The 15,350-nt window shown below is 47.1% G+C and carries 13 protein-coding genes; 8 read left to right on the top strand and 5 right to left on the bottom strand.

Annotated features, from left to right (window positions below):
* The first annotated feature begins 88 nt into the window (after positions 1-88).
* Positions 89-904 (top strand): MinD/ParA family ATP-binding protein, encoded by an 816-nt coding sequence (locus V5G28_RS24890; protein WP_096561966.1) that lies wholly within the window; start codon positions 89-91, stop codon positions 902-904.
* A gap of 568 nt (positions 905-1,472) precedes the next feature.
* Complete coding sequence (locus V5G28_RS24895) at positions 1,473-2,213, top strand: dienelactone hydrolase family protein (RefSeq protein WP_332992733.1); 741 nt, start codon at positions 1,473-1,475, stop codon at positions 2,211-2,213.
* A 77-nt stretch (positions 2,214-2,290) separates the two neighbouring features.
* On the opposite strand, the gene V5G28_RS24900 is transcribed toward V5G28_RS24895, so the two are convergent.
* The 5 genes from V5G28_RS24900 to V5G28_RS24920 all read right to left on the bottom strand — a co-directional run bounded on the left by V5G28_RS24900 (position 2,291) and on the right by V5G28_RS24920 (position 10,766).
* On the bottom strand, positions 2,291-5,260 hold the full coding sequence (locus tag V5G28_RS24900) for an NHLP bacteriocin export ABC transporter permease/ATPase subunit (RefSeq protein WP_332992735.1): 2,970 nt from the start codon (positions 5,258-5,260) through the stop codon (positions 2,291-2,293).
* 252 nt (positions 5,261-5,512) lie between these two features.
* Positions 5,513-7,744 carry an NHLP family bacteriocin export ABC transporter peptidase/permease/ATPase subunit gene (locus V5G28_RS24905; RefSeq protein ID WP_332992737.1) on the bottom strand — a complete coding sequence of 744 codons (2,232 nt, stop codon included), beginning with the start codon at positions 7,742-7,744 and terminating at the stop codon, positions 5,513-5,515.
* A gap of 69 nt (positions 7,745-7,813) precedes the next feature.
* Positions 7,814-9,253 carry an NHLP bacteriocin system secretion protein gene (locus tag V5G28_RS24910; RefSeq protein WP_096561961.1) on the bottom strand — a complete coding sequence of 480 codons (1,440 nt, stop codon included), beginning with the start codon at positions 9,251-9,253 and terminating at the stop codon, positions 7,814-7,816.
* 112 nt (positions 9,254-9,365) lie between these two features.
* On the bottom strand, positions 9,366-10,463 hold the full coding sequence (locus V5G28_RS24915) for a cyclic nucleotide-binding domain-containing protein (protein WP_332992739.1): 1,098 nt from the start codon (positions 10,461-10,463) through the stop codon (positions 9,366-9,368).
* A 141-nt stretch (positions 10,464-10,604) separates the two neighbouring features.
* Positions 10,605-10,766 (bottom strand): hypothetical protein, encoded by a 162-nt coding sequence (locus V5G28_RS24920; RefSeq protein WP_336231325.1) that lies wholly within the window; start codon positions 10,764-10,766, stop codon positions 10,605-10,607.
* A 354-nt stretch (positions 10,767-11,120) separates the two neighbouring features.
* On the opposite strand from V5G28_RS24920, the gene V5G28_RS24925 reads away from it, so the two are divergent.
* The 6 genes from V5G28_RS24925 to V5G28_RS24950 all read left to right on the top strand — a co-directional run.
* Positions 11,121-11,255, top strand: coding sequence for a hypothetical protein (locus V5G28_RS24925; RefSeq protein ID WP_332992743.1), 135 nt, complete (start codon positions 11,121-11,123; stop codon positions 11,253-11,255).
* 131 nt (positions 11,256-11,386) lie between these two features.
* Positions 11,387-12,250 (top strand): STAS domain-containing protein, encoded by an 864-nt coding sequence (locus tag V5G28_RS24930; protein ID WP_332992746.1) that lies wholly within the window; start codon positions 11,387-11,389, stop codon positions 12,248-12,250.
* 19 nt (positions 12,251-12,269) lie between these two features.
* The gene (locus V5G28_RS24935) at positions 12,270-12,665 is read left to right on the top strand and encodes an STAS domain-containing protein (RefSeq protein WP_073628264.1); all 396 of its coding nucleotides are present in this window, start codon (positions 12,270-12,272) and stop codon (positions 12,663-12,665) included.
* Positions 12,646-13,050: an anti-sigma regulatory factor gene (locus V5G28_RS24940; protein ID WP_073628266.1), complete on the top strand. Its 405-nt coding sequence runs from the start codon at positions 12,646-12,648 to the stop codon at positions 13,048-13,050. Before V5G28_RS24935 ends, V5G28_RS24940 begins: the two co-directional genes overlap by 20 nt.
* Positions 13,051-13,057: 7 nt before the next feature.
* Entirely contained in the window at positions 13,058-14,065 is a 1,008-nt protein-coding gene (locus V5G28_RS24945; RefSeq protein ID WP_332992751.1) for a SpoIIE family protein phosphatase, read from the top strand.
* A gap of 2 nt (positions 14,066-14,067) precedes the next feature.
* The coding region (locus V5G28_RS24950; RefSeq protein ID WP_332992752.1) for an ATP-binding protein at positions 14,068-15,350 on the top strand (1,283 nt) is incomplete at its 3' end.

The raw sequence follows: 15,350 nt of genomic DNA on the forward strand, positions 1-15,350 counted from the left end.
CTTGTGACCAATTTTATTCTTCTTTCTTTGACCTTTTAACTTTTAACTTTTGCCTTATTCGGTCAACTCTTATCTTTGGAAATACATTATGTCTAAAATTGTATCCGTCCATTCATTCCGTGGTGGAACTGGCAAATCAAACGTAACTGCTAACCTAGCAACTATCATCGCTCGCTCTGGTCAACGGGTTGGCATTGTCGATACCGATATCCAATCGCCTGGAATCCACGTCCTTTTTGGTCTTAATGAGGAAAAGATACGCTACACTCTGAATGATTATCTGTGGGGACGCTGTGCCATTGAAGATGCAGCCTACGATGTCACCCCACTTCTCAAGACGAGCCACAAAGGCGCTGCGATCAGGGGTAGTATTTATCTGATTCCCTCCAGTATCAAGACTGGCGAGATATCCCGGATACTGCGTGAGGGATACGACGCACGCCTGCTTAACGAGGGTTTGGGCAATCTCAGCCGCCGTTTGAAACTGGATTACTTGTTGATTGATACTCACCCTGGTATTAACGAAGAAACGCTGCTCTCTATCATTCTTTCCAATGTCCTAGTCATTATCTTGCGTCCAGACCACCAGGACTACCAGGGTACAGCTGTCACTATAGATGTTGCTCGCAAATTAGAGGTGCCTAAAATGCTGTTGGTGGTTAACAAGGTACTGCCAACTATCAACTTTGGGGTTTTAGAGCAACAGGTGCAAAGAACTTACAACACAACTGTGGCTAGCATTCTACCTGTGTGTGAAGAGATGTTTCAACTGGGTAGCAGCGATGTTTTCTCTCTGTGCTACCCGAATCATCCTTGGACGCAGGGCGTGAGTGCGATCGCAAAGCACATCGTTCAGAACAAAATAACAAGTTTATTCGGGCAGAATGGTTATCTAAAATTTTGACCTTTTTGTATCCCCAAGTTAAAAATGTCTCGGCGGTGCTGCATCTGCTCATTTCTCCTCTGAAATTCGAGCGTATACGGCCTGCTGAATCGCTTAAGGTCCTGTGTTTCCTTCAGCTCGTCCTTAAGGTTGACATTAAAACTTTGAATTTGCTGGTTAATACGTGTTCGTAGTATTTTCTCTTGGTCTGATCCAGTTGTTTTTGGTTGTGCCAACACAGTGGCAGGTGTAAGAGCCAAAGACATTGCGAATAATACTGCTGCTACCCTCATTCTTGCCACCCTGATTCGCGTCTTTTCATTGTAGCTAAAAGCTTTTGTGTGAGGCTTATAGGGCATTGCTCAAGAGGCATATTTTTGGGTTTATCTTTGGATACATCTTGAGGGGAGCGGTTTTTTAAAGTGTAGCGTCATTGTTGCTTTGATAGCCAGTACACTCACAGGCTAACTCGGTTGTTGCTGCCAGCCATTCATTAAATTGTTCTAAAATAACTCCTTACTTCTGGGGGACGGGGAAATAATGAAAAGATGCGTCCTCATGAAAGCAGGCATGACACGGAGATAAAAAAGTGCAAATCATTAAGCGCAATGTCGAGTTGAGAGTAGATGACAGTTTGATGCGTGTCTATGTAGCGGCTCCCAAAACAGCAGGACTTTACCCAGGTATTGTGTTCTATAGTGATATTTATCAGTTAGGTGGTCCCATAATTCGTCTAGCTAACTACTTAGCAGGATATGGCTACGTAGTGGCAGCCCCAGAAATTTTTCATCGCATTGAGCCAATTGGTTTAGTTATTGAACCAGACGATCTAGGTCGGATGCGGGGCAATGACGATGCTCGTCGAACTGCGATCGCTGATTATGATGCCGATTGCCGTGCTGTGATTGAATTTCTCAAAGCAGAAAGTTCGGTTTCTCCAGGTCAAATAGGCACTCTAGGCTTTTGTATTGGTGGGCACTTAGCTTTCCGTGCAGCATTCATGAGCGAAATTAAGGCTTCCGTCTGCTGCTACCCGACTGGCATTCCCAGTGGCAAGTTGGGGCAGGGGGTAGCTGATACAATCCATCGGGTGAGTGAAATCAAAGGCGAGATGCTAATAGTGTTCGGTACACTCGATCCTCACATCCCAGACTCGGATCGGCAAACCATAATTACAGCTCTCTCGAATGCTAATGTACCTCACAAAGTTCTCTTTTATGAAGCAGAGCATACTTTTATGCGTGACGATGGTTATCGCTACGATTCTGCTGCTACGACCTCTGCTTGGGCTGAAATAAAAGCTTTCTTAGAACGTATATTTGCAAACTGAAGAAATGTAGTTCTGGAAAGATAAAATCTGCTCTTATGCCTACACCGACCGCTTGCGGTCGGTGTAGGAGTATCACGTCAAAGCATTTGCCGAGCTATGAGCTGAGCAAACAGCCCCTGTTGATTTGCGAGTTGCTCAAAACTGCCCTGCTGTACAACCCTACCGCCTTGGAGCACATAAATACGGTTAGCATTACGGATTGTGCTGAGTCGGTGAGCGATCGCGATTCGGGTCACTTGTAGCCGCTCTAAGCTTTGACTGACAATAGCCTGTGTTCTGTTATCTAGGGCACTAGTGGCTTCGTCAAACAGCAAAATCCGGGGTTTCAACACCAGTGCGCGAGCAATCAACAGCCGTTGCCGTTGCCCCCCAGAGAGATTGCTACCCCCCTCACTGACTACAGTGTGCATACCCATCGGCATAGCATCGATATCATCTGCCAAGCCTGAGGCTCGCGCAGCTTCCCAAGCTTCATCCATAGTAATCAGGGCACCGCTGGCAATGTTCTCGAAGATGGAACCTGACATCATTCGGCTATTTTGCATCACAACACCTAACTGTCGGCGCACAGCGTGGACATCCAGCCCAGCCAAGTCTTGCCCATCGTAGTAAATAGTGCCAGATTCAGGGAAGTCAAATCCCAGTAGTAACCGTAAAAGAGTAGATTTGCCGCTTCCAGAAGGTCCGACAATGGCAATAAACTCTCCCGCTTCAGCCCGGATAGTCACATCATCAAGCGTCAGGGGTCCATCATCTCGATAGCGGAAAACCACATGGTCTACAACCAGCCTGCCCGATAATCTACCAGGATCAGTCTTACTGGAATTTAATTCTGGTGCGGCTAAAAGAATTGGTTCAGCCCGATTCCACAAAGGCAAGACTTGCAAAACGTCCACAATCGTGCTGCTCAAGCTGGTTGCTCCACTAATAAAGGTGCCATAAGCGACGTTAAACGCTAAGAAGGTGCCAATAGACAAGCCTCCTCCTGGAACCTGGGATTTTTGCAGCAAACTCGTAGCAAACCAGAAGAGGGCGGCATTCGTTAAAGGTGGCAACACCTTGTTGATAACGGTGAGGATGTCTTCAATCCCTTGGGTACTGAGCATCAATTTTAGCTGCTGACTATAGTGTTTGCCCCAATAGGCAAATGCCCGTGCCTCAGCTACGGCGACTCGGAGTTTGGCAACTCCATTAATCAGCTGCACCATCACTCCAAAAATCTCTCCTTCTATCTCCAGCATAGGACGAACCTGACGCAGAGTCAGGATGCCAGAGACGATGGTGACGGCAATATTCACAATAGCTACAACACAGGCTATCAGAGCGAGTGAAACATTATAGTAAAATAGCAATCCCAGGTTGAGTAACGAAAAAAGGCTTGAGAAGATGGTTTTTAGAACAGTACTACTCAGTTTCTCTCGGATCTGAGTGATGGCATTTACCCGAGAATTCAGGTCACCGGTTGAGTAGGAGCGAAAAAACGACGCCTTCAAGTTCAACAGCCGATCCCACACCGCCGCTTGAGTCGAGGAGTCTGCAAAGGTTTCCAACCTGATGATGGCAAACGCTTGGGTGAGTTGAAAGATAGCTCCCCCCAAGGCAGCAGCCAACAGACCTAAAGCGATTTGCAGCAGCAATTCCCGCTTAGCATCCGGGATGGCGTTGTCCATGAGAATGGCGGTGGCAGTTGGGGTGAGCATCCCCAGCACGGTGGTAACAATTCCAGTCAATAAGATGACAATGAGCTCCTTGAAGTGACCCCGTAGCGCGAACTTAAGCAAATCTAAGGTTTTGAGTTTTTTATCAGGCAAAGGGCGATAAAATATATACGCAGTCGGGTCCAGCTTTGGTGCTTTGCGAGCATTCACAGGGATGCGAGTCCGCGACTGTGGGTCGAAAATCTGATAGGTGCTGTTAGATACTGGCAATAGGGCGACTGGACGGTTGTCTTCCACAGTGTAGGCAAGCATTGGACCGGAATCCTTTTTCCACCACTGATCAGTCAATGCAATCCGACGCATCCGTATTTGAGAAGCGCGGGCGATCGCCTCTAGGGGATCTTGAACGCGTTTGAGGTCTTCCGATTTAGCTGGGGGACGAATCGTAATCCCCAACGCTCGCCCCACTGCACCAGCAGCGATCAGTACGGCTTGGTCTGGGTCACTGGTAGTCGGTGTCACCACTGGGGAAAAGACTGTTTTCCGTGGTTGCAGTACGGATGACAGTTCTCCTAATGTCTCCTCCATCACCTGATAATTGAGACGTTCCCTTTCCTCAAACCTACGTAATTCTGCAAACACCTCCCGCTGTTCCAACATCTCAATGCAGCCGAGAAAATAAGTTGCAAGCAAAGTCAAACTGTCTATTAAGGTATCCACATCTCGAATTGCAGACGTATTCACACTTGATAGCTCAACTGTTTCCCCAGCTTGCAACCACATACAACTATCCAAGGGCAAGATTCCATCTCCAAGGCAGAGCGGCAGTTCTTCAAACCCCATCCATCTGGCATACCCTTGCTGGATTTGCACCCAGGATACGGTGCCTTGCTGAGGCTGGAAGATATCACCAGTGCCTAAGGAAAAGTAGTTGATACCCTCAAGTTGCGCTGGAAGCGTCGGAGGGGTAAAGTCGGAGAGTACCGAGCCTAGTTGATGAATCCAGTTCTCTAACAGAACCGTTGCGTTGCGATGACCATCGCCTTTTAAAGCGCTGGGTTGCGCCCAATCGTCGTTAGCAATCGACTTGCTAAAGTCTTCTATTGACACCCTAATGAGTTCTGTCTCCTCCATCGACACCGCCAGAATCTGACGCACCTCATCCTGCGAACTGAGTGCTGTTGAGAACATTGCTTCCCCAGAGCCTATGCTAAATAGATAACGGCGTGAACCCTCTGGGATACCATGTTTGACCTTGATAGCAAATAGTGCCAATGAACCAGATTTCACCACCCAAACCGTCTGCGGATCATCTAGAATTATCGGTTCATTGCCTTGAAAAATATACTGTTGTCCCTGTTGAATTACGGTTATAGTTTGCTGTAACATTTTCGTTATTTTAAATTTTGACTTTCTTAAAACACTGAACAGTACCAGCCGCAGTGAGGCCAACGGGCTGGTGTGGTTGAACAGAGCCACCAACGCTTATGCCTACGGCACGTCTCTTGACGAACGGTGCTCGGGGGTGGGGGACTTAAACATGCAAAGGATGAAACTGATAACCCTTCGGGTTCGCCAGTCGCCTACGGAGGGAGACCCTCCTGCAGCGCTGGCTCACTGATAACTGATAACTGGTAACTGTTAAAGCGCTTCGCCCTCGCTGCGGATCAATTGCAAGTATGTCCCCTCGACCTGCTTTAATTCTTCATGGCTTCCTCGTTGAACCACCTTACCGTGTTCGAGGACAATAATTTCATCACAATCCCGGATCGTACTTAGGCGATGCGCCACGATAATGCAAGTACATCCTCGTTGGCGAAGCCTACGGTCAATGAATTTTTCCGTTTCGGTATCAAGAGCGCTGGTGGCTTCATCCATCACTAGGATAGCGGGGTTATTGACCAAAGCTCGGGCAATTTCCAGGCGCTGACGCTGACCGCCGCTCAGATTGGTAGCACCTTCTGAGAGGTCGGCATTATAGCCGCCTGGCATTGAGAGGATAACATCGTGAATTGCTGCATCTTGACAAGCCCGCACCAGGTGGCTCTCGGGCACTGTGGTATCCCATAGCGTCAAATTGTCCCTGACACTGCCAGCAAATAGAAAGATATCCTGCTCGACCAAGGCGATAGAATTGGCGAGGACTTGGCGTGGAATTTGCTCTCTTGGTTTTCCATCGAAGCAGATATCTCCCTGCCAAGGTTCGTACAGTCCACACACCAGTTTGGCAATGGTAGACTTACCAGAACCGCTTCCGCCCACCAAAGCGATTCGCTGCCCTGGTTTGAGCGAGAGATTTAAGTTTGAAATCAAGGGAGCAGCAACTCGGTTGTAGCCAAATGTAACATTCCTTAACTCGACATATCCCTGCAAGCGTACCGAAGGATGGGGTGCTGAGGTGGTAGGGTGGTAGACAGAGAGGTTCTTTTCATCTCCCTTGCTTTCCTTCTCTAATTGCAGATCTATTGGGTTGCGTAGGACATCATCTAGGCGATTCAGATTGCCCTCCACTTCTTGGAGGTCACTCCCAAGAGTGACTAAATTGTTGACAGGCGCAAGAAACTCCTGCATTAAGCTCTGAAATGCTACGAGCATTCCAATACTAAGATATCCATCTATCACCCGCAGACCACCCACGACCAAAAGAAGCATCGACGACATCGTGGAGAGGAATGATGGCAACACTCCCAAAGTTTGGTTCGTCACATCCATTTCCTGCTTAGCGTTAATCGCCTTGGCATAGTAGCCCGCCCAGCGGGAGAAAAAATCGGACTCCAAACCGGATGCCTTCAGTGTTTCCATGCTTTGCAGAGCAGAAATTGATACTCCGGAAACTTTTCCTTCATCCTGTTGTAATCTCATATTGGCATCCACGCGCCGCCTTCTTACCCATTGCAAGGCAAGGAAATTCACAACGACAAAGGCGACTCCAATCGAGGTCAGTACCGTGTCATATTGCAGCATGACCGCTGCATAAAAAATTACAGTTACAGATGCAATCACAGTAGTCGCTAACTTACCTGAAAGAAGGTCGGCTAACGAGTCGTTGAGGTGGACACGGTTGCTAATTTCCCCAGCAAACCGTTGGTCGTAAAAACTGACGGGTAGGCGCAGAATGTGCCACAGGAACTGACTCGACATCCCCACAGACAACTTAATTTTCATGCGGCGCAGGGACTGCAACTGTAGTAGTGTCAAAAATCCCATCAGCCCTGCTGTGAGGAGCATCCCCAAAATCAACGGGCGCAGCCACTCATCTCTGCCTTGAATCAAAATATTGTCTACAAATATCTGAGAAAACGCTGGCATCGCCAGTCCGGGAATCACGAGCAACAATCCTGCGACTACAGAGTAGACGAGTGCCCCACCAGACCTCTGCAACCGTTCGCATAAAGCTAGGAGTGTGCTGGGTTTGCGTCCCCCTTTTTTGAACTCTGGACCAGGTTCGAGAACCAGCACGACACCTGTGTATGCCTCATCAAATTCCTTTAGAGAGACAATACGCGGTCCGGTGGCAGGGTCATTGAGATAAACACGCTCTTTGCCGAATCCTTCTACGACTAGGAAATGGTTGAAGTTCCAAAATACTATGTAGGGGCATTGCAGTTGCTGCACGCTATCTAAGTCTAACTTAAAGCCTTTTGCCTTTAGCCCGTAACTCCTAGCAGCATTCAGGATATTAGAAGCTTTACTCCCGTCCCGCGATATCCCGCAGTCTTGTCGGAGTTTTGCCAGTGTCACAATTCGACCGTAATAACCCAAAATGATACCCAAGGCAGCAGCGCCACATTCTACCGCCTCCATTTGTAGAAGAGTGGGGGTACGGCGTCGTCTCCCCTTACCGGTAAGCAATTTTTGTAGATTTTTTAGCATAAGTTATTTTGCTTACTTGAAAAATTCAAAATAAAAAATTGCTTTTTTGAATTTTGAATTTTGAATTGTTTAATAAATGCCACTCCAAGATTTCAGGATCGGAAAGACAAACGCGATTGGGGCTTGTTCCTCAACGGTGACTCGCACAGAAGTCGTGGTTCCAGGAGACATTTTCATCTGTGGACCCTTGGAAGAAGACCATTGATAGCCGCTGAAGGTGGAGGTATCCGGCTGAAGTTCGGCAATAACTTGCAGATGAGGACCTTGGGATATAAGCCCTTCTATGATTTCAGGATTGCCCACCAGATTAGACGCACCTTCTTTAGTGATAGGAAAGGCTGAGACTCTGCTGACAGTGCCCATTATGCCGCCAAAGCGTTCGCGCTTGACTGTGGAAGGTGTAATTTGCAGCTTCATACCCTTTTGAACCTTCTTGCCTTCGCTGACTGGCAAATATGCGACACTAACCAGTTTGGCGGATTTCTCTTGCACTTCTATAGTCCCAATGCGGGTTCCTTGACTGAGAATTTGTCCGGGAGTCGCAGTCATTTCCAAAATGCGTCCGGTGTGTTCGCTTTTTATCTGGCTGTTATTTTGTAATTGCAGTTGTAGCTGGGCGATATTCCGCTTCACTTCCTGAATCTCATTTTTTCGGGTAATTGAAGATTGGAAATTTTGCTCAGCCAAAGTTTTTTCCTTGCTGTCGAGTTCCCGCAACTGGGTTTTAATCTCGGCGACTTGACTGAGATTTTCGCGGTAGGACTTTTCTGCCTGAACCTGATTGATGTCTAGTTGCTTCAACTGGTCTTCAAAATCAGCGATTTTTTTAATACCATCCAAGTAAGTCTGTTGTGCCTCAAGCAATGTATCTTCTGAAATCGCCCCTTCAATCTTTAGCTTTTTGCGCCTCTCGAGTCTGTCCTTAAGAGTAGGAGTCAGAGCTTTAGTTTCTTGTATGCGTTGTTGTAAGTTTTGTCGCTGCTGCTTAATAGCGCCTATATCTTTTTCCCTAATAATCGGAGTCAAAGATTGAGCTTGCGAAAGGCGTTGCTGTAGGCTCAGACGCTGTTGTGCGATCGCCCTAATTTCCACTTCACTGCGTTGACTCTGAAGTACACCAGCATTCTGATTCTGTGTCTCCAGTTCCACGAGCTTGGCGTGCTGCTGCAAAAGTTGCTTTTGCAGTTCCGCTTGACCAATCGTTCCCAGCAGCTGTCCCTTCTTGACGAAATCCCCGACACGTACATTTATTGTTTGCAACTGACCTGAGGTTGCTGACTGAAATGGTACAACCTTGCTGGGATAAACAAGCACCCCCTGACCCGTAACCGTAATCGGGATACGACCCACAACACTCCATGCTAGCCCAAATGCAACCAATGAGCCTAGAGCAGCTAAAGGTAGCCACTTCATAGGGCTAACGACTTGCATGAGCTGATCGAGTCGTTCCGGGGAAGATGAATGCTCTAAAGCTTTTTTGCGAAACAGGTTGTTTTGTTGATTAACCATCTGAATATTTTCCAAATTGTTAATTGCTTGTTAGAGACGCGCCATGGCGCATCTGTACATTTCTCTGTACATTTATTAGTTGTTGGCTAGTAATCTAATCATTAACCCTTGATCAACTGCCACGAATTCTTTTCAACATCCAGTCAAATCTGGCTCCAGCCAATGCCACTTGAGCCAAAAAATCTGAACTAAGTTCATTTTCATATTTGAACCTTTTATCCAAGGGCTGACCAGTGCTATAGATAAGCCTGCCGTAACCAAGCCGAGTGACTATTGCCTGTTGTTTGTCTGCCAGCAAAACCGCAAGCACTCTATAAAAACGGGCGGCAAAACCCACATCGTGCAGCAGTTTTGCCGTAAGTCGCCACCGGGGAATTGACAGCACGAGCGAGTCTTCCAGCGCCTTTACACTGACAGAGGGTGGGGGAGCATCTACAAAAGGCGTTTCTCCTACCATGTCGCCTCGAGATAATCTCGCGAACTCACGTTCTGGTGTTTCGCTGCCTTCCAAGCTCGAAAAGGCACGGGCTAAGGGATTGCGCTCATCCTCAAGGGCAGAAAGCGTGATTTTGCCATCCAGTAGGATATGCAGCGCTTCCACAGGTCTTCCTGCATGGATGAGGATAGTGCCAGCAGCAATTCTGCTGGCATTACCTGCCGTAATCAACCAATCGATGTCGCTATCACGCAATTCTGCAAAGATAAATAAAATTTCTCTTAACTGAGGTTGGGCAAAGACGAGTGTGCTATGCCCAAGCTGGCTCACTATCCTCTCCAGTCTGTCTGCAAGCAGAATCGCGCTCGCCCGATAAAGATGAGCAGCAAAACTTACATCTTCTTGCAGTTTTGCCGCTAATAGCTGTTGCGGAATCGACAATATAAGCGACTTTTTCAGGGCTTTAACACTCATAGAGGGCAGGTAGGAGTCTAAAAAGGGAATTTCTCCTACCATCTCACCACTGGATAATCTCGTGATTTCTCGCTCTGACATTTCGCCACCTTCTAGGGCGGCAAAAGCGCGACCCAATGGATTGTTTTCAGCCTGAGAGATGGAAACGCTCAACGCTCCGTCCAACAAAATATACAGTGCATTGACAGGTTGACCTTGACGGATGAGAACTGTGCCAGGAGTAATTTCTTCCCTACTACCCGCCGCAAGCATCCAGTCAATATCACTATTACTAAGTTCTTTTAGTAAAACTTCTGTCATAATTTTTAACTTCCTTTTGCTCGGCGAACGAGAGAGGGATTTGCACGTAAGTAATGCATATGTACTATTAATGTGGAAAACTTGATTGTCCACAAGTTGGTATTAAGCAATTCAAAATTCAAAATTCATCTCTGTACGGCATTAAGAAAACCAGTGCTGGTAAGCCGTAGCATCAACTCTGTTACCATTGGCAACACCAAAAGCGTTAGCCACCGCAGAAAAATACTTCTTAAGGTAGTTGTGTTCTTTTATGGCTTTGGTATAAGAAGAATTTCTAATCCTTGTTTTGACGTAGTTTCGCAACAATAGTATTTAAATGAGAAATATTAAATTGTGTTGCAAAGAAGCGATCGCTCTGCGCGATTGGCTTTGCCACTGCCCCTTGGGCAATCGCCTTCAGCACTGTCGATGTGCCCAATCGCGTAATTCATGATTCTGTCTAAGTTTCAGGGTAAGTGTCATATTTTTATTTCACCAAAGTGAGGAAAAGCGAGATTATAAGGGGCAACCTCTGCTTCGTTCCGTTTGGAACTGTATTTATAGTAGGAATTTCACAAGGGATAAACATCTGAAAAACGTCTTGAATCCCATCTCGGCAATATGGCGGAATAGATAAATTCCCTCTGACTTTTGTTGATAATATGAGCAAATGTACTTATGACAAAAGTTGGGGAAGTGCTAGAACAGTTGAAAACTCCTGCCTTATGCTTGATGAAGAAAAACTACCATACACTCAGCGGTTTTGCATCTCCCGCCAAACTTTATAATAATGATGAAGAAATCAGCCTTTAGGAACTACCTCTTTTCACACATAATTTCAGCGAGCTAGTGTACCTGGAAGCCTAAATGATTGACACATAATACATATACATAATACATATCAATCACTGGCTAAATGCCAATCAGGTAGAAGGAATGATTCTATGGGCTTAAGCAATGGAAGTAAAATTCCAGAGGTTGTTGAAAAATATGAAGCACAACTGTTGGCAGACTGGATTCAAGCGCTAGTGGCTAACAATGCCAGCAAAGGTTTGATCAAAGAAACACAGTTGCGGGAGGAGTGTCAGGAATTCCTAAGTTTGCTGAAGGCATCTGTCCATAACGGCAACTTAAGCAACGTGCAATCCTCCGAGTGGCGTTCTGTGCGAGAAATGCTCACCAGTGTTTCTCGTACTCGTTCGCAAAAAGGCTTTACACCGTCGGAAACTGCCACATTTATCTTATCGTTTAAGCAACCGCTATTTGCTCGCTTGCGCGAGGAACTCGCTGGTGATGCAAACGCCTTACTGGACGATACCTGGTTAGCGACCACTGTCATAGACCAGCTGGGACTGTTAACAATTGAAGCTTATCAAAAGTCGCGTGAAGAAGTCATCATTCGGCAGCAAGAAGAGTTGATGGAACTTTCAACACCCGTTGTTAAGCTGTGGGATGGTATCTTAGCTCTGCCAATTATTGGCACATTAGACAGCAGCCGTACCCAAGTGATGATGGAGTCTTTGTTGCAGAAGATTGTGGAGACGGGTTCAGAAGTCGCCATCATCGACATCACCGGAGTGCCAACAGTAGATACACTCACAGCTCAGCACTTACTGAAGACAGTCACCGCAGCTCGGTTAATGGGTGCAGATTGCATTATCAGTGGAATTCGCCCCCAAATTGCTCAAACAATTGTTTACCTAGGCGTGGATCTGGCAGACATAATTACAAAGGCATCTTTAGCCGATGCTTTTCTGCTGGCTCTAAAACGCCTTGGGATGACAATCAACCGTCCCCAAGCCCGCTAAGGAGTTAACAGGTCTTTTTATGGAACGCATTCCCATACTCCAAATGGGCGAATTCCTTATAGTATCGATTCAAGTTGATATGCACGATCGCCTGGCGATGACTTTACAAGATGACTTGACAAATCGCATCAGCGAGACACAAGCTCATGGGGTACTGATTGATATTTCGTGTTTAGAAATTGTGGATTCCTTTATTGGCAGAATTCTGGGGAACATTGCTAAGATGTCACAGATTCTTGATGCTCAAACGGTTGTGGTTGGAATGCAACCAGCAGTTGCCATCACCTTAGTAGAGCTAGGACTTTCTTTAACAGGTATTCGCACGGCGTTAAACGTTGAGAAGGGCATGGCACTTCTGCGGGCATCGCTGAAGGCGACTGCTGGAGGAAACGCAGATGGATACACCCGGGTATGAAACCATGAGTATCCAGTCCTCACAAGACGTGGTTTTAGTGCGACAGGCGGTGCGTCAGTTAGCTGTGAAACTGGGGTTTAGCCTGGTAGATCAGACGAAAATTGTCACGGCAGCCAGCGAACTAGCCCGTAATACTTTGGACTACGGAGGCGGTGGCACTGTTAAACTAGAAGCACTGCAGAATGGAATGCGTCGGGGTCTGCGGCTCGTTTTTGAAGACTCCGGACCAGGAATTCCAGATATTGACTTGGCACTCAAAGATGGTTACACCACAGGTGGTGGGTTGGGCATGGGGCTAAGCGGTGCAAAGCGACTGATGAATGAATTCAATATCGTTTCTCATGTAGGTGAGGGCACCTGCGTCACAATTACAAAGTGGAAGTAACTATGTTATGAGAGAATCCCTCGCCCTACCAATTGAAGAGCAAAGTCAGGCAGGTGAAGCACGACGCAGCGCTCTAGCGCTAGCGAGTCATCTCGGTTTCAACGAAACCGAACGGGGAAAGGTCGGTATTGTGGTGACCGAAGTTGCAAATAACCTGGTGCGACACGCTAGGGATGGGGTACTGCTGGTACAAGCAATTGAAAAGTACAACATCATGGGTTTGGAAGTCCTGGCGTTGGACACTGGACCTGGGATGGACAACATAGGCGAGTGTATGGAAGACGGGTTTTCGACAGCCGGAAGTTCCGGAAATGGGTTAGGCGCGATCAGCCGTCTTTCTGGTTTTGTGGATATTTATTCCATCCCGAATGCAGGGACAGCTATCCTGAGTCAGCTTTGGGCTAGCCCCTTACCCACAAGTAAACCCCTAGAGAATCTTGAGATCGGAGTGGTGTGTCTGCCAAAACCGGGAGAGGAGGTTTGCGGCGATGCTTGGGCAAGTATTATCAATCAAGAGCGCAGTTTGCTGCTAGTTGCCGATGGATTAGGTCACGGACCACAAGCTGCTCAAGCATCAACAGAAGCTGTGAGAGTTTTTCAGGAAAATGTCAACCGTAGTCCTGAAGAAATTGTGGCATTAATTCATCAAGCGTTGCGGAGTACACGGGGAGCAGCGCTGGCGATCGCAGAAGTCAACTTTGAACACCAATCTGTTCGCTTTGCTGGGGTGGGCAATATTGCTGGCAGTGTCATCTGGTCTGACGGAAGCTACAACATGGTTTCCTACAACGGTACAGTCGGGCATGAAGTCCGCAAAATTCAAGAGTTTACTTACCAATGGCATCCAGAAGCAATCTTGCTCTTACATTCCGATGGCTTGGGAACTCAATGGCGATTAGAGCGCTATCCTGGTCTAATCTATAAACATCCCAGCTTGATTGCTGGCGTTTTATATCGAGATTTTAAACGAGTCCGCGATGATGTTACTGTGCTGGTTGCCCGTGAGAATGTATAGCCATGAGTACAACTATCCTCACCTTAGAAATTCGCTATGAGCAAGATGTGGTGCTGACTCGTCAAATGGCACGTCAGATTGCCCAAGCTTTGAGATTTGAGACCCAAGACCAAGCACGCCTTGCCACAGCTGTCTCAGAAATCGCTCGGAATGCTTTTATCTATGCTAGGGGCGGAATCGTTGAATTTTCGGTAGATGACGAATCCCCGCAGAACCTTTGGATTAGCATTCGCGATCAAGGTTTGGGGATTCCTAACTTGCAGGCGATTTTAGATGGGCGATACACTTCCACAACCGGGATGGGGTTGGGGATTATCGGCACTCGTCGGCTGATGGATCAGTTTCAAATTGAGTCGGTTGCAAACCAGGGAACTACAGTATTGATGGGGAAAACCCTGCCAAAACGCTCACCTCAACTGACAACAGAACGCTTGCACCTTCTTAGGGATCAGTTGGATAATCGAGAACCGCAAAATCCGTTTGAGGAAATTCAACGGCAGAACCAAGAACTGCTACGTGCAATGCAGGAGTTACGCCAGCGTGAGGAGCAGTTAACTCAGCTCAACCGCGAACTAGAAGATACCAATCGCGGTGTCGTGGCTTTGTATGCCGAATTAGACGAAAAAGCGGATTCTCTACAAAAGGCAAATGAACTGAAAACTCGGTTCCTCTCGAATATGAGCCATGAGTTTCGCACACCGCTGAACTCGATTATGTCTCTGTCTCGGATTTTGATAGACCGAATGGATGGTCCCTTAACAACAGAGCAGGAAAAGCAAGTCAATTTCATTCAAAAAGCTGCGGAAGGTCTGTCGGAGTTGGTCAACGACCTCTTAGACTTAGCAAAGGTAGAAGCTGGAAAAATTGTCGTCCATCCCAGCCAGTTTGAAGTCAGCGACCTATTTGGGACTTTGAGAGGAATGTTGCGTCCCCTGCTTGCTCATAACTCTTCGGTTGCTCTTGTCTTTGAGGAACCTGTTGGCATTCCGCCTTTGTATACAGATGAAGGTAAGGTCGCCCAAATTCTGAGAAATTTTATCTCTAATGCACTAAAGTATACCGAGCGTGGTGAGGTGCGAGTGGCAGCAGTCATGGCAGGTCACACCGTCACTTTCTCCGTCGCCGATACAGGTATTGGAATTGCACCGCAGGATCAAGAGCGGATTTTTGAGGATTTTATTCAAATAGAATCTAAACTCCAAAAAAAAGTCAAAGGAACAGGTTTGGGACTGCCACTCTCGCGCAAGTTGACAGAATTGTTGGGAGGAAGAGTCTGGGTTCATAG

Source organism: Scytonema sp. PRP1 (assembly GCF_036697665.2).
Classification (GTDB): Bacteria; Cyanobacteriota; Cyanobacteriia; order Cyanobacteriales; family Nostocaceae; genus Kalymmatonema; species Kalymmatonema gypsitolerans.